This is a genomic window from Acinetobacter sp. YH16056_T, assembly GCF_024605895.1.
In the GTDB taxonomy this organism is placed as follows: Bacteria; Pseudomonadota; Gammaproteobacteria; order Pseudomonadales; family Moraxellaceae; genus Acinetobacter; species Acinetobacter amyesii.
The window spans coordinates 1,555,329-1,569,342 of sequence record NZ_CP094545.1 but is presented as its reverse complement, the minus strand read 5'-3'; the positions used below and the strand labels follow the sequence as shown (position 1 = coordinate 1,569,342).

At 39.4% G+C, this 14,014-nt stretch carries 14 protein-coding genes and 2 pseudogenes; 7 read left to right on the top strand and 9 right to left on the bottom strand.

The genetic code is table 11. The features are described from left to right. Positions 1–38 precede the first annotated feature (38 nt). Genes MST17_RS07830 through MST17_RS07820 form a run of 3 tightly spaced genes read left to right on the top strand, consistent with a single transcriptional unit; the run spans position 39 to position 2,270 of the window. Positions 39–1,055 carry an isopenicillin N synthase family oxygenase gene (locus tag MST17_RS07830; RefSeq protein ID WP_180026986.1) on the top strand — a complete coding sequence of 339 codons (1,017 nt, stop codon included), beginning with the start codon at positions 39–41 and terminating at the stop codon, positions 1,053–1,055. Next, positions 1,052–1,933 (top strand): hypothetical protein, encoded by an 882-nt coding sequence (locus tag MST17_RS07825; RefSeq protein WP_180026985.1) that lies wholly within the window; start codon positions 1,052–1,054, stop codon positions 1,931–1,933. Before MST17_RS07830 ends, MST17_RS07825 begins: the two co-directional genes overlap by 4 nt. 7 nt (positions 1,934–1,940) lie before the next feature. Then, complete coding sequence (locus tag MST17_RS07820; protein ID WP_121594129.1) at positions 1,941–2,270, top strand: multidrug efflux SMR transporter; 330 nt, start codon at positions 1,941–1,943, stop codon at positions 2,268–2,270. A 193-nt stretch (positions 2,271–2,463) separates the two neighbouring features. Here the strand turns inward: MST17_RS07820 and MST17_RS07815 are convergent, their stop codons facing one another. The 4 genes from MST17_RS07815 to MST17_RS07800 all read right to left on the bottom strand — a co-directional run bounded on the left by MST17_RS07815 (position 2,464) and on the right by MST17_RS07800 (position 6,002). Then, positions 2,464–3,264 carry a sulfite exporter TauE/SafE family protein gene (locus tag MST17_RS07815; RefSeq protein WP_180026984.1) on the bottom strand — a complete coding sequence of 267 codons (801 nt, stop codon included), beginning with the start codon at positions 3,262–3,264 and terminating at the stop codon, positions 2,464–2,466. 45 nt (positions 3,265–3,309) lie between these two features. Beyond that, positions 3,310–3,804, bottom strand: coding sequence for a flavin reductase (locus tag MST17_RS07810; protein WP_180005612.1), 495 nt, complete (start codon positions 3,802–3,804; stop codon positions 3,310–3,312). Between the two features lie 103 nt (positions 3,805–3,907). After that, positions 3,908–4,936 (bottom strand): methionine synthase, encoded by a 1,029-nt coding sequence (locus MST17_RS07805; RefSeq protein WP_180026983.1) that lies wholly within the window; start codon positions 4,934–4,936, stop codon positions 3,908–3,910. A 76-nt stretch (positions 4,937–5,012) separates the two neighbouring features. Then, complete coding sequence (locus tag MST17_RS07800; RefSeq protein ID WP_180026982.1) at positions 5,013–6,002, bottom strand: putative oxygenase MesX; 990 nt, start codon at positions 6,000–6,002, stop codon at positions 5,013–5,015. Between the two features lie 623 nt (positions 6,003–6,625). Here MST17_RS07800 and MST17_RS07795 point away from each other — a divergent pair. Beyond that, a pseudogene (locus tag MST17_RS07795) lies at positions 6,626–7,293 on the top strand (epoxyqueuosine reductase QueH). A 97-nt stretch (positions 7,294–7,390) separates the two neighbouring features. Here MST17_RS07795 and MST17_RS07790 read toward each other — a convergent pair. From MST17_RS07790 to MST17_RS07780, 3 genes are read right to left on the bottom strand one after another with little or no spacing between them, the layout of a single operon-like run. Further along, a complete protein-coding gene (locus MST17_RS07790) occupies positions 7,391–8,413 on the bottom strand; it encodes an ABC transporter substrate-binding protein (RefSeq protein WP_180026981.1) in 1,023 nt (340 codons plus the stop codon). Next, the gene (locus MST17_RS07785) at positions 8,410–8,607 is read right to left on the bottom strand and encodes a hypothetical protein (RefSeq protein ID WP_180026980.1); all 198 of its coding nucleotides are present in this window, start codon (positions 8,605–8,607) and stop codon (positions 8,410–8,412) included. Before MST17_RS07785 ends, MST17_RS07790 begins: the two co-directional genes overlap by 4 nt. A gap of 11 nt (positions 8,608–8,618) precedes the next feature. Continuing rightward, positions 8,619–9,059, bottom strand: a complete 441-nt coding sequence (locus tag MST17_RS07780; protein WP_078190923.1) for a CopG family ribbon-helix-helix protein — start codon at positions 9,057–9,059, stop codon at positions 8,619–8,621. Positions 9,060–9,506: 447 nt separating this feature from the next. On the opposite strand from MST17_RS07780, the gene MST17_RS07775 reads away from it, so the two are divergent. From MST17_RS07775 to MST17_RS07765, 3 genes and pseudogenes are all read left to right on the top strand, one after another. Further along, complete coding sequence (locus MST17_RS07775; protein ID WP_180026979.1) at positions 9,507–10,589, top strand: putative zinc-binding metallopeptidase; 1,083 nt, start codon at positions 9,507–9,509, stop codon at positions 10,587–10,589. A 190-nt stretch (positions 10,590–10,779) separates the two neighbouring features. Beyond that, positions 10,780–12,729, top strand: a complete 1,950-nt coding sequence (locus MST17_RS07770) for an alpha/beta fold hydrolase (RefSeq protein ID WP_180026978.1) — start codon at positions 10,780–10,782, stop codon at positions 12,727–12,729. Positions 12,730–12,828: 99 nt separating this feature from the next. Next, positions 12,829–12,988, top strand: a pseudogene (locus MST17_RS07765) (hypothetical protein); the annotation flags it as partial. Between the two features lie 57 nt (positions 12,989–13,045). Here the strand turns inward: MST17_RS07765 and MST17_RS07760 are convergent. Both MST17_RS07760 and MST17_RS07755 read right to left on the bottom strand, forming a co-directional pair. Continuing rightward, positions 13,046–13,567 (bottom strand): transposase family protein, encoded by a 522-nt coding sequence (locus MST17_RS07760; protein ID WP_257246886.1) that lies wholly within the window; start codon positions 13,565–13,567, stop codon positions 13,046–13,048. Continuing rightward, complete coding sequence (locus MST17_RS07755; RefSeq protein ID WP_071851480.1) at positions 13,515–13,910, bottom strand: transposase family protein; 396 nt, start codon at positions 13,908–13,910, stop codon at positions 13,515–13,517. The genes MST17_RS07760 and MST17_RS07755 overlap by 53 nt, the downstream gene beginning before the upstream one ends. Positions 13,911–14,014: the final 104 nt, after the last annotated feature.

Genomic DNA, 14,014 nt, shown 5'->3' with positions numbered 1-14,014 from the left:
ACTACAGCGTTGGACGGCCAACTTTATAGGAATTGAAGATGAATGAATCTTATGTTTTGCCACTTGTAGATATTTCAAAAATGCAAAGCACGGTACTGTCAGAACGCTTAGAGGTGGCAACCGCGTTGGATCAAGCCTGTAAAGATGTTGGTTTTCTATATTTAAAAGGTGATCAGTTCAATTTTGATTTTGCGACATCATTGATTCAGGTGGCAAAGCGCTATTTCCAACAAGATACCGCCAGTAAAATGCAACACTATATTGGGCTGTCGAAAAATCATAGTGGCTATGTGCCAATTGGTGAAGAACAATTTGCAGGCAACAGCTATGACTTAAAAGAAGCCTATGACGTCAATTATGATTATCATGGCGAAACTAAGGCATTTCCTTTAATTGGCCCTACTTTATGGCCAGATGATGCCACATTTAAAAGTACAGTCAGTGATTATTACCACCATTTACGCAGTATTAGTGAGCAGATTTTTCAGGCCTTTGCTTTAGCTTTGAATGTAGATGAGCATTTTTTTGAGCGCAAAATTACCCATCCGACCAGCCAACTGCGTCTAATTCATTATCCGTATAACCCTGAAGTGAAAGATGCCGAAGGTATTGGCGCGCATACAGATTATGAGTGCTTTACACTGCTCTTACCGACTGCACCAGGTTTGCAGGTACTCAATAAACAAGGTGAATGGATGGATATTCCATTGATTGAAAATACCTTGGTGATGAATATTGGCGACATGATGGAAATTTTGTCGAATGGCAAATATTTGGCCACCAAACACCGTGTTAAAAAAGTCTCTGAAGAACGCTACTCTTTCCCCTTATTCTGCGCCTGCAATTACGACACGATCATTGAGCCAGTACATTCAACTGAAGCGCCTAAATATCAGCCCTTAATTGGTGGTGAACATTTATTTAATCAAACCGCGCAAACCTTTAGTTATCTCAAAAAACGTATCGCTTCAGGAGAGCTGAGTCTAAGAAATGCTGTGCCTTTGTCATCATTTGGTATGGATGAAAATACAGAAGTACAAGGAGCAAGCGCATGAATCTATTTCAGGCTTTAGCACAGCTTCCAGCCAGCCAAGAGGTTTCAGGTCCTATTCCAGACTATTTGTATGGTGCTTTTCGCCGTAAAAGCATTAGTTTTTCAAATGGTTTGACGGATGAAAAGACCATTGTGTATTGGTTTCAGTCACGTAGTTTCACCATCGATCTACGTTTAAAAAGCCGTGAAAATACGCCAGTGAATGAACGTCAAGGCTGGATTGGCAACACTCTTTGGGATGCTGAACAGCAATTATTGTCTTGGGACCTTAAAGCACACTCAAATTATCAAAATCATGTGCAATGGCCAGAATCAGCCAAACTGCATGCGATTGGCAACTGTATTTTAGAATTCTCTCCAAGCAATGCCTATGTTGAAGACTGGCGTCAACAAGTTCATGAAGGGCTATTTTTAGGCCTGCGGTTGCAGTCAGCCCTCGATGTAGAAAGTCATCAACCCTTGCAGATGGATGGCGGTTTAATTATTTGTGATAAGCATGTGGCCTTCGCACTGAGCCGTTTACCTACAGATCAGCAAACAGTTGCCAGCATCAACATATCATCTGCACCTACTATGTATGAAAAGTTGATTGAAAGCTTTGAAGTGTCCATCGCTGTAGATGGTCTGCATAAGTACTATACAACAACTTCCTCTCAGCAAAATCAAGTGTTTAAATTTGATGATTTTAAAGTTATTGATGAAACACATTTGATGCAAAACGTCATTATTAATGGTCAAGCAGTACAGCTGATGTACGAGGTGGATATTTATGTTCCACATTATGCATTTCAGCGTCGCACTGATACCACGACAGAAAGTGCAGATTGGTTGCAAAATGAAAAACAGCATCTCTTACATCATGCAGTAGAATGCCTATAGGAAATCAATGTCGTTTATTTATTTGCTTATTGCAATCATTGCCGAAGTGATTGCTACATCCGCCTTAAAAGCCAGTAATGGCTTTACCGAACTTGTGCCGATTATTTTTACCGTGTTGGGCTATGCCATTGCGCTCTTCTTTTTAGGTTTGACCTTTAAATCGATTCCTATGGGATTGGCCTACGCCATGTGGTCCGCTGCAGGCATTGTGCTTATTTCATGCGTGGGCTGGGTTGTGTTTAAACAAAATTTAGACCTACCTGCCATAATTGGTTTGGCCTTTATTTTATTGGGCATTGTGATTATCAATGTTTTTTCTAAAAGCACAGAGCTTTGAAATGTCAGTTTTGAAATGTCAGTTTTGAAATGTAGTTTTGAAATGTAGTTTTGAAATGTAGTTTTGAAATGTAGTTTTTAAATAATATTTCTGAAATTTTAAAGACTTAAATTGCTATAGATAAAAATGCTCTAGCTTGCTGTTGCACACTAGAGCATACGTTTCGAATGAATAAACTATAATCTGTCGGCTTCTATAAGATGCCTTTCACTAGAAAAAAGCATCCAACAATACATAACAGCACAGCAAAACATTTTTTCAGTACTGCTGGTGAAAGCGCATGCGCAGTTTTCGCGCCATATTTAGCCGTAAAGAAACTCATCACACTAATGCCCAAAAAGGCATAGATATGAATAAAGCCAATGGTATTTGGAATTTCAACATGCTGCTGCATGCCAAAGAACATAAAACCTAATGCGCCAGCAATGGCAATGGGTAAACCGCAAGCGGCAGACGTCCCGACCGCTTTTTGCATCACCACGCCATTTGCCGTTAAATGCGGCACCGAAATACTGCCGCCGCCAATCCCGAAGATGGCCGATGCAACGCCGATACCCGAACCTGCTGCAATTTGTTTAGCTGTAGATGGTAGTGTTTTATTTGGATCGACTGGCTTTTTTGCTCCCATAAACATGGTATAAGCCACCCAAAGTAAAAACACGCCGACAATCATTTGCAGATGTAAACCTGACAGCCAGCCTGCAATCCCTGCGCCTGCAAAACAGCCAATCGCCATAGACGGAGCTAAATTTTTAAATACAGGCCAAATCACAGCGCCATTTTTATTGTGCGCCATCAAGGAGCTGATCGATGTCACCACAATCGTAGCCAAAGATGTGCCGAGCGCCAAATGCATAATCACATCGGGACTATAGCCCATTTGGCTAAAAACAATATAGAGCAAAGGCACAATGATAGTACCGCCGCCAACGCCAAACAGCCCCGCAGCAAAACCTGCAAATGCGCCAATAATTAAGAAAGTAATGAGTTCCACGAAATAGATACTTTTAAAGTGATGTATTGAAGAAGTCTGACTGGTTTAAGCCAACTCCACTTGACCCACAGCATGATAAGCGCGGTTGAAATATACCAAGCTTTCCTCCTGCTGACTTTGCTTGATTGCAACCACACGGCACATAAACACACTGTGCGTACCCACTTCTTGAATCTGTTCAATCTGACAGTCAAAACTGACCAAAGCATCTTTGAGTATTGGTGAACCTGTTTCTAATGCAGTCCAAGTACCCAATTTAAAACGCTCCTCCGAATTGAATTTGCTTGAAGCAAAGGCATTGGAAATTTGCTCATGCTGTGCGCCCAAAACATTGACAGACAGAACTTTATTTTCAAGAAAATGCGCATGAGAACGAGATGATTGATTCATACAAACCAGCAAAGTTGGCGGTGTATCTGTCACACTACATACTGCTGATGCTGTAAATCCATGCATGCCTGCTTCACCCTCAGTCGTAATCACGTTGACTGCAGTCGTCAATAAAGACATTGCATTTCTAAAATCAGTTGCTTCAATCATCTCTTCAATCTCAATGGTCTATATGGCTTATCTCTTTCTCAGTTTGGGCAATAGCAAATTTAATTTCCTTATTGCCCTTACATGAAACCGAGTCAGCTCGAATTTATGCGGTCAATTCTTGACGAATAATGGCAGCGCCTGCGCTTAACGCATTTAGTTTGCCTTGCGCCACTTGGCGAGGTAAAGGCGCCATACCGCAGTTTGTTGAAGGATGTAGCTTGTCGGCATCTACAAACTGAAGCGCTTTGCGTAATGTATTTGCTACTTCTTCTGCTGTTTCAACCTGATTGGTTGCTACATCAATGGCGCCAACCATCACTTTTTTACCGCGGATGAGTTCGATTAAATCCATCGGTACACGAGAGTTTTGGCATTCAAGCGAGATGATATCGAGCTTCGATTGCTGCAATTTCGGGAATGATTCTTCGTATTGGCGCCATTCATTACCCAAAGTCTGTTTCCAATCGGTATTGGCTTTGATGCCATAACCATAGCAAATGTGAACAGCAGTTTCACATTTCAAACCTTCAAGCGCACGCTCTAAGGTCGCAATACCCCAGTCATTGACTTCATCAAAAAATACGTTAAACGCAGGCTCATCAAATTGAATGATATCTACGCCTGCCGCTTCAAGCTCTAACGCTTCTTGATTCAGGATTTTAGCAAATTCCCAAGCCAATTTTTCACGGCTCTTGTAATGACCATCATACAAAGTATCAATCATTGTCATTGGGCCAGGCAGTGCCCATTTGATCGGCTGATTGGTTTGGCTGCGTAGGAATTTTGCATCATCAACAAACACTGCTTTCTTACGCGATACTTCGCCCACCACAGACGGTACACTTGCATCATAACGATTACGAATACGCATCGTTTCACGCTTTTCGAAATCTACCCCTTCAAGATGTTCAATAAATGTGGTCACAAAATGCTGACGGGTTTGTTCACCATCACTGACAATATCAATGCCTGCATGGATTTGTTCATGCAAAGATAATTTCAACGCATCACGTTTTGCATCTAATAATTCTTCGCCTTCAAGTTTCCATGCTGACCACAATTTTTCAGGTTCAGCCAGCCAAGACGGTTTAGGTAAGCTGCCAGCAGTTGAAGTTGGGAGTAAAATGGCCATATTCGATCTTCTATCTCTATTTTCTTTAAAACGGGTGGTTTACACCCGCGTTTTCATCTATTTACGTATTTTAAAATTAAGCTGCGTCTGCATTTTCAATGCTAAAATTAGCAGCCCACTCATTCAAAATGTCTTGATATGGCTGGATAAAGTTCTCTTCGGTCCATTTGCCCTGTTTAACCGCCAACTGACCACGTTCGACACGGTCATACACAATACGGGTTAATGAGTAATCGCCAAAGCTTAAGCTTGGTTGATACACTAAACCTGCTGTCGCATTGGTATTGTAAATTTCAGGACGGTAGATTTTTTGGAAGCTTTCCATGGTGCTGATCGCGCTGATCAGTTCGAAATCTGTATAGTCGCTGAGCAAGTTATTTGCTGAATAGAATGCCAATGGTGCAGTCGCATTTTCAGGTTTGAAGTAACGAACGCTTAAGCCCATTTTTGCAAAATAGTCATCGGTACGTGAATAGTCATCATTGGTGTATTCCACACCTAAGATCGGATGTACATTTGCAGTACGGTAATAGGTTTTTGTCGTTGAGACACTTAAACAGATGACAGGTTGTTTTTTAAATTCAGCTTTGAATACGTCTGAATTGATCAAGTGTTGATAAAGCTTGCCGTGTAAATCGCCAAAATCTTCAGGTTTTTCATTGAATTTGCAACCGAGTGCTGGTAATACTACGCTGAAGTCATAGTCACGTACATACGAAGAAAAACTGTTGCCAATCATGCCTTCAATGCGTTCATTGGTTTTATGGTCGATGATGGTGCTTTTTAAAGTTTCAATAAACGGGAAAGTTTGACCATTGCCTTCCACATCGAGTTCAGCAGAAATGATGTCAATTTCAAGTGAATAACGATCTGCATTTGGGTTGTCACAAGTAGCTAAACTATTGAAACGGTTATTAATCATTGCCAAAGTACGGCGCAGATTCTCTTCACGGTGTTCACCACGTGCCAAATTGGCAAAGTTCGTTGTTAGACGTGTATTGTCTGCTGGCTCATAGTTTTCATCAAAGCGAATACGTTTGATTGAACATGCAAATTTATGACTCATGGAGATTCACTACCCTAATATTAAAAATAATCAAAATTTCTGTATGAAGTAATTTATACGTGAAACTTAAGATGAATAAAAATGATTTAACCTCAACTCAAAGTGAGATAAATTCATGTTTAAGATTTAAATACAATGAATTTTCTTCAACTATGCATCATTCAACTGGCGATAAAAAAACTGCCACCCAGGTAGCATTTAAATTTTATTTAATATAAATAAGGGCTTAAAAAAAATTCAATGAAAATTTTTTCATTCAAACACACATCTGAAATGTGTAGAATCGTACAGATTGGCTCAAAATCTCCACTCTCAAAATTTAGCGATTTATTCATTAGGGTGAATTTTTCTAACTTTAAAATGAAAAAAGATCAAATCACTAATTGTTTTAATATTGAATCTGTAACACTAATATACTTTTGTCCTGAGCTATAAAGTTCTTAAACCTTGCCATAAATAGATAAACAAAATATGAAATAAGCATATATTCATGTCGTTTCAGCTTTTTAGTCAATATACTGAATATGACTCAACTTGTACTTAGAAAAAATCAGCATATTCGAGCTTTGGTATGTTAAGGAATCGCTAAAATATTCGGTTTATACTTATACCTTCTTAAAATCATGTCTAATAAATTAGAACCTCAGACACTGACTCTCCCAGTAGGTCATGACAAGCTTTTACTCCACTCTTGCTGTGCACCATGCTTTGGCGAAGTCATGGAAACATTAATTGGATCAGGTATCGATTTTTCAATTTTCTTTTACAATCCCAATATTCATCCTGTGAAAGAATATGAAATCCGTAAAGAGGAAAATATCCGCTTTGCCGAGAAACATAACATTCCGTTTATTGACTCTGACTATGAGCCAGACAATTGGTTTGCTCGCGCTAAAGCTATGAAAATGAGCCTGAAAAAGGCCTCCGCTGTACCATGTGTTTTGATATGCGCTTTGAACGTACTGCATTATATGCGGCAGAACATGGCTTTAGCCTAATCAGCAGTTCATTGGGTATTTCACGCTGGAAAAATATGCAGCAGATTAATGACTGCGGGCATCGTTCAGCTTCACATTATGACGGAATAACCTATTGGGACTATAACTGGCGTAAAAATGGCGGTGCTGTACGTATGCTGGAAATCAGTAAAAAAGAAGAATTTTATCAGCAGGAATACTGCGGCTGTGTCTATTCACTGCGCGATACCAATCGCTGGCGCATGAGCCAAGGCCGTGACCGAATCAAATTAGGGGTGAAGTTTTATTCCAATGCGATGGATGAAGAAGCTTAAGTTCTACTCTTCGTTATTTTTCACTGATATTAATTTGATGTTGTTAAGCCCTGAAGTATTTACACCATTCAGGGCTTTTTTTTAGCTATATTTCAACTTATTTCAGTTCTTCAACCAAAGCTGGATATATTGATCCATCCACATCCATTTCAGTTTTATAAATGCCATTGCCAACATTAAATTTATTCACGTGGTAACTAGAACCATAAATCGAGTCAAAACCAGTTCCTTTTTTAAAGACTTGTTTATTGGCAGCTAAATCCAGTAAATGTGTCCCTCCAATAAACTGTTCATATTGTGCAGGATCAACGCCAACACGGGTCGACATGATTTTCACTGCATCGGCATGCGTTGCAGGGTCATTGATGTATTTAACCGTTTTATCCCAAACTTGAATGATTTTTTTCCATTCTTCTTTGTTGGCAGATAAATGCGTCATGTTGACGGTTAATGTGTCGTAAATCAGACCGGGTTTATCTTTCGATGTATAAATGATTTTAGAACCTGCTACCGCTTTCAAAGCTTGATTTGCGACCGGTTGCCACACGGCAATCGCTGCAATATCAGGACTTGCAAATACTTGTGGCAGCTCATTGGTCATGGTATTGACCAACTTCACTTCAGAAGCTTGAATTTTTGCATCATCCAAAGCCGTCGCCAAAAGCAAATGATCAACCAAGCCTTTTTCTGTTGCGACACTTTTTCCTTTTAAATCAGTTAAGCTATTGATGCCATCTTTAGCAATGATGACATCATTACCCGCAGAATAGTCCGTCGCCATAATCATGACGCCTTTTGTGCCGCCAGAACCTGTGACTAAGTTGTCGCCATTGGTGACCAAAACAGCATCCAACTGATTAGCCGCAAATGCAGATAATGAAGCTGAATAATCAAACCATTTAAAGTCCACATTGACACCGGCTTCTTTCAACCAGCCTTTTTCAATAGCAACTTGCCATGCGACAAAACCAGGCCAGTCGCTATAGCCAATTGTGATGGCTTTTGTATTGACTGTGCCTTCTGCTTGCGCGTTTGGTTCAGGTGTTTTGGCTGTATTGTCACAACCACCCAGTAAGATGGCGGTCAAAACGGATGCAGATAAGCAGGCTTTTTTGATCATAGTGCGATTTCCCCGATGGCATTACAGTTAAATTTGGTATTGGTATACAAAAACGATGGCGTTTTAGGATTGCTGACAGATTGAACATTGTGCTTTGCAAGATTTGGTCTATGGTTGGCTGCAATAGCATGTGCTTGCTGTAGGTCTGTTACTTTGTCTTTAAACTGACCTTGTGAACGATATAATTGGCCCATTTTAAAACTCCTTAATTCTTTGCATTTTGCGGAATTGGCGGCATCACAGCGTCCATCAACTCCAAATGTCCTTTAATCACACCTTTAAGTGCTGAAAAATGCTGACTGATGACTTTGAGCTCTGAACTGACGCCTTGCAGAATCATGACTTCTAAAATTTTGTGGTCGTCTAGTTGAATATGCAGTGAGCTCACCACTTGTTCTAAAAACTGCTGCTGTAAATCTAAAAGCTGAATACGTAGCGCCGTACTACTTGCGTCATAAAGTAATGTAAACGTGCCGACCATTACTTCATTACGTTGCTCCTGATCGGCAATCAGATGCTTATTGATCATGTCCACAATGGCCTGAGAACGGCTTTCATAATGCTGATCGACAATTTTTTGATCCAAAGCATCGACTGTTTTTTCAGGTACTGTAATACTGATACGCGCCAGCTTTTGTTTAGGCACTGTTGTTCCTTATTTTTTTTGCTGAATATAGAAACCCGCACGGGCGCTCAGTAGCTCAATAAAAAATTGCTTTAATTGATGCAGAAATGTTGCAGATTGATGGCGGTTCATATGCATCTCCTGTTTAAGTAATACAAAATATTTATTTCGTAATATCGATAGAAATGCAGAAACTGTGCCAAGTGAGGAACATGAAAAATGATCGTTTTTTGGGACTCTTAACTTTCTTTTAGATTTTACTGTTCATGATTTGTGCAATAAATGCACTCATCGAGACCCCTTTGCACTATTGCTGCGATGTATTATTTGATGAAAGACTATTTCTAAAGGTCGTTGTTCTTAAGCAAGAGCATTGACCGACATGCAACAAACTCGAAGTTCAATTTATTTCATCAACATTGAACATCATTTATACTGATTGATCATTCTATTCATCACTCAACGCCTATGAAGTATTTCAGCTGCGCGGTATGTTCTAACCAAATCTTTTTTGCCAATTCACACTGTGTCAATTGTCAGACTGCGCTGGGTTATATTGCCTCTGAAAAGCAAATGGGCTGTTTTGAAAAGCACAGCACTACGCTGTGGCTTGCGTTAAATCCTGAAATAAAGGGAAAACGCTTTAAACCTTGTCATAATTATCAGCATCATCAGATATGTAACTGGATGGTGCCTGCTGACAGTGAGGAAATTTATTGTGAGTCTTGCCTGCTCACGCACACCATTCCCAACCTAGATAACCCAGACCATATTGTGTACTGGGCTCGATTGGAACATGCCAAACGGCGTTTTTTGTATTTAATGCAGCAACTGAATACCATGCCGCGTCCTAAACGAAGTAAAGAGGACCGTTTTGGCCTGCGTTTTGACTTTCTGATGCCAACAGAAAATACACCTGTCATGACTGGTCATGCCAATGGCATTATTACCTTGAATGCCAGTGAAGCAGATGTGATTTACCGTGAAACAACGCGCATAAAAATGGGTGAAAACTACCGCACACTTCTAGGTCATTTTAGACATGAAAGTGGTCATTATTATTTTGATTTGATCAAACATTTACACCCAGAGCTAATTGATGAATTTCGGGAACTGTTTGGTGATGAACGACAAGATTATAGTGAAGCTCTGAAACGGCATTATAATGACGGTGCGCCGCAAAATTGGGCGGATTACTATGTCAGTTCCTATGCCAGTACGCATCCTTGGGAAGATTGGGCGGAAACATGGGCGCATTATTTGCACATGATGGACACTCTTGAAACCGCCTACTATGCAGGATTAGTGGTCAAAACCAATAAGTCAGATTTGAATAATTTAGAACTGAAAGAGAACCCGATTGGCGCTCAGGATTTTGACCTATTGCTGCAACACTGGATGACCTTGACCTTTAATTTAAATGCGTTGAACCGCAGCATGGGCTTAGATGATGCTTATCCATTTACGTTGTCGAATCCGGTATTGGATAAACTTAGATTCATTCATCATAAATTGCTCAATATGACCTTAAAAAATCAGCAGCACAATTAGATTAAATTTAACACGTGACAGTGTTTGAATCTCAAATCAACTTTTCGGTATCACAGCATTCGAACATTAGCTTAGTTAGAAAGGATACATACGTAGTAATTTTCTAGGATTGAGCGCTGTAACACCTGCCCTATTTTTACTATTTTATAAAGGTTAAAATAACAAAAAATAGATGCCTGTGACCTTTCCAATGATGCCTTTCACGCATTTACCCGCTCGTTTTATGTATATCATCAGCCTGAGTTTGCTTAGTGGATGCCAATTGGTCAAATTACAAGAAAATCAACTCAGTGCGTCACTAAATAATAAAACAGATAGCATATTAACCCATCAGAAGCTCAGTACATTTAGCCATCAAATCCTGTTAATGGTGAATGAAAGCGACCAATCTTGTTTAAATGCGCTTGAAAGCTGTATTCACAAAATGCGTAATAATGAAACTTTAGATATTGCTCAAGTCTATGCAGCAGCAAGTGAGCTGTACATAGCACGTGCTTTAAGCGCCGAACAAAATCCACAATGCAAAAAAAGCTTAAAACAACACAGCGGAAAATTAGCTTCAAGCAAAATTAAAATGTGTATGGATCAGCAGCTTGCAGACTTTGATTTCAGTCTGCGTTACAGCTATGTCTATCTATTTAAATCCGCTCAAGCCCCTGAAGAACGGTTATTTGATTTGCGTCAGGGACAAGTCCGCACCTTTTATAATGTGGCTTTATCACGTTTAATCACCTCATCATTCACCCGTTTTGACTATCAGCAAATGCCTGAAAGTTTAATGCTGGGTTCATCGCTTTATCATTTTAACTATGAACATTATCCTGAAATCAAAAATGCGGACATTGATAAATTACAGTCGAGCTATAATTTTAATTTTTCAGGCTTAAAAACCATTAACCGTCAGGAAGGCATAGGCTCTGAATTTGTCTTAGTCAAAAAAGCCACGGATCTGTCTGCTGCGCAGCCTTTTATATTAGATCCTGAACAATATTATTCAAATAAATCCAACCCCAATATCCATACAGCACGCTATTTATCTGTCAGTGCGATAGCAGAGCCTGCAAAGACCAATAGCAGCATTAGTGAAATTTTGTCGCCGCAATCAGACTTTAATGTTGAATTATTTAATCCCTATCAATTTAAAAAGGCAAAAATTGAATCTCAGCCCTATACCCTAACAGCCAATTATTCTGTGCCTTATGGTCTTTGGTTAGCCGAAAATAAATTAGGACGATCTGGCTATTGGACACTATTGAATAAGGAAGAACATTTGCGCATGCCACATGTGTTTATGTTAGAGCCGTATCAACCTAATAAAAAGATTATTGTCATGGTTCACGGATTAGCCAGCAGTCCTGAAACTTGGATCGGCCTGACCAATAACATTATGGGTGATCAAAAACTACGTGATCATTACCAAGTTTGGCAAGTGTTTTACTCAACCAATATGCCAATATTTGAGAGTCGTTTTCAAATCAATGCTTTACTCAAACAGGCATTTGCAATTGTTCAACCCAATACGCCTTCGGCTCAAGATGCTGTCATTATCGGACATAGTATGGGCGGCATCATTAGTCGTTTATTGGTTAGTGATGCAGATATTTCCGCTCAAGCTATTCCACTCATGAACTATGAACAAAATACACAGTTACAACGTCATCCAATTATCCGCGATCGTTTTGTCTTTAAAGCCTTGAAGCCAGTTAGTCGTGCAATTTTCATTGCCGCACCGCATCATGGTACTGACTATGCAGACCGCTGGTTTACCAATTTGGCGAAAAAAATCGTGGTATTGCCTTTAAGTTTTTTAAATGATGTCAATGTTGAAATCCCGAATGCAAAAAATTCAACGATGGGCCTGATTAAGTCTGGGCCAGCAGATTTAAGTCAACAATCACGTTTTATGCTGTTGTCTGCTGACATCATGCCAAATAAAGATATTCCTTATCATTCTATTATGGGAAATCAGACGCAAAGTACTGAACCGAGCAAAATGTCGGATGGCATTGTTCCCTATACAAGTTCTCATTTAGATGGTGCTGTGTCTGAAAAAATGTTCAATGGTGGGCATTCCATCCATGAGTCTCCAGATGCCATTTTAGAGTTGCGACGCATTTTGAGAGAGCATTTGGATAAATAAGCGTTGAATCAATAACGATTAAATTGCTTTATGTATTTATAAATTATCTTTTAAAAGCAGTGTTTTATTGCTAAATTAGCTCTATATTTTGGGGGCTATATGACAGAAAAATTATATTATTGGGCAGAAAATTTAGAAAACTACACATCAGATAATGATAAAGAGACGAATAATTATGAAGTTATAGAAATAAAACGCTTAAATTTCTTTATTGGGAAAAATAATGCAGGCAAAAGTAGATTTTTAAGAAATCTTTTTCAAAATACTCAAGGTCAACAAATCTATAATTCTCTTCAATTTAGAAAATTACAAGCTTTTACAAACCATTTAATTCACAGTAACCAATATAATAGATTTCTTTCATAAGTCGTTTTTCACTCAGCTCCAAGTTATAAATTCCAGCAATTAGATTGAATCTCAATGCTAGTCTTTTGCCTCGATTGCGATATCGCTCAGCAAGAATTTTGAAGGTTTTCAAACTGCCAAATACATGCTCAATTCCAATTCTTCTTTTATTGATTTCCTGATTATAGATTTTTAGTTCGGAATCCAGTTTACAGCGCTTCTTTGCTTTTAATGGCAACAAGCTATTTGGATACACTGTATAAATTCCCTGATAACCCTTATCCGCAAGGATAAATGCACCTGCAGGAATCTGATTCAAGTTACGTTTGAAGAGTTCGAAATCATGTACGGCACCACGACTCGTACATAAACTCAGGATTTTTTGAGTTTGATAATGAATGATGGCCTGTACTTTGAAAGTGTGGGTCTTTTTCTTGCCGCTATAGCTTTTCTTCTGTTTTTTTAGGCCTTTGGATTGGAATTTCTGTGGCATCCACGATCACAACATTCCAATCGATGCCTTCGCCCTCGGGTAAATCTTTGGGTAAATTAAAGAGATTGGACCGAATCAGGCAGTCTTCAACATGACGGACAATTCTTGAGGCTGTGGGCTCTGAAACCCCGTAGCTCGTCGCAACGTGAAATAAGGTTCGGTATTCCCGCCAATAGCTTAGACAGAGCAGAACCTGGTCTTCCAGGCTTAACTTGGGCGGTCTGCCTTTGGCAGGGACATGTTTCTTCAATTGCTCAACCATCAAATAGAAAGTTGACCATGAGATGCCTGTGTATCGCTTGAACTGAGGATCAGAAAGCTTGTTTGAATCGATGTATTTCATCCGCAGATTATGCACGAATGCTAAGAAATCCGGAGTGCAAATATTAACCAAAAAGAAGATCGTTTTTTGATTTATGAAAGAGATCTAATAATCACACCTACTTT

What these genes read in the sequence shown, in the direction of transcription:
- MST17_RS07770 (WP_180026978.1), top strand. Translation starts at nt 10,780, where the DNA reads ATGATGCCTTTCACGCATTTACCCGCTCGTTTTATGTATATCATCAGC.
- MST17_RS07800 (WP_180026982.1), bottom strand. Translation starts at nt 6,002, where the DNA reads ATGAGTCATAAATTTGCATGTTCAATCAAACGTATTCGCTTTGATGAA.
- MST17_RS07810 (WP_180005612.1), bottom strand. Translation starts at nt 3,804, where the DNA reads ATGATTGAAGCAACTGATTTTAGAAATGCAATGTCTTTATTGACGACT.
- MST17_RS07820 (WP_121594129.1), top strand. Translation starts at nt 1,941, where the DNA reads ATGTCGTTTATTTATTTGCTTATTGCAATCATTGCCGAAGTGATTGCT.
- MST17_RS07760 (WP_257246886.1), bottom strand. Translation starts at nt 13,567, where the DNA reads ATGCCACAGAAATTCCAATCCAAAGGCCTAAAAAAACAGAAGAAAAGC.
- MST17_RS07830 (WP_180026986.1), top strand. Translation starts at nt 39, where the DNA reads ATGAATGAATCTTATGTTTTGCCACTTGTAGATATTTCAAAAATGCAA.
- MST17_RS07775 (WP_180026979.1), top strand. Translation starts at nt 9,507, where the DNA reads ATGAAGTATTTCAGCTGCGCGGTATGTTCTAACCAAATCTTTTTTGCC.
- MST17_RS07825 (WP_180026985.1), top strand. Translation starts at nt 1,052, where the DNA reads ATGAATCTATTTCAGGCTTTAGCACAGCTTCCAGCCAGCCAAGAGGTT.
- MST17_RS07755 (WP_071851480.1), bottom strand. Translation starts at nt 13,910, where the DNA reads ATGAAATACATCGATTCAAACAAGCTTTCTGATCCTCAGTTCAAGCGA.
- MST17_RS07785 (WP_180026980.1), bottom strand. Translation starts at nt 8,607, where the DNA reads ATGGGCCAATTATATCGTTCACAAGGTCAGTTTAAAGACAAAGTAACA.
- MST17_RS07790 (WP_180026981.1), bottom strand. Translation starts at nt 8,413, where the DNA reads ATGATCAAAAAAGCCTGCTTATCTGCATCCGTTTTGACCGCCATCTTA.
- MST17_RS07805 (WP_180026983.1), bottom strand. Translation starts at nt 4,936, where the DNA reads ATGGCCATTTTACTCCCAACTTCAACTGCTGGCAGCTTACCTAAACCG.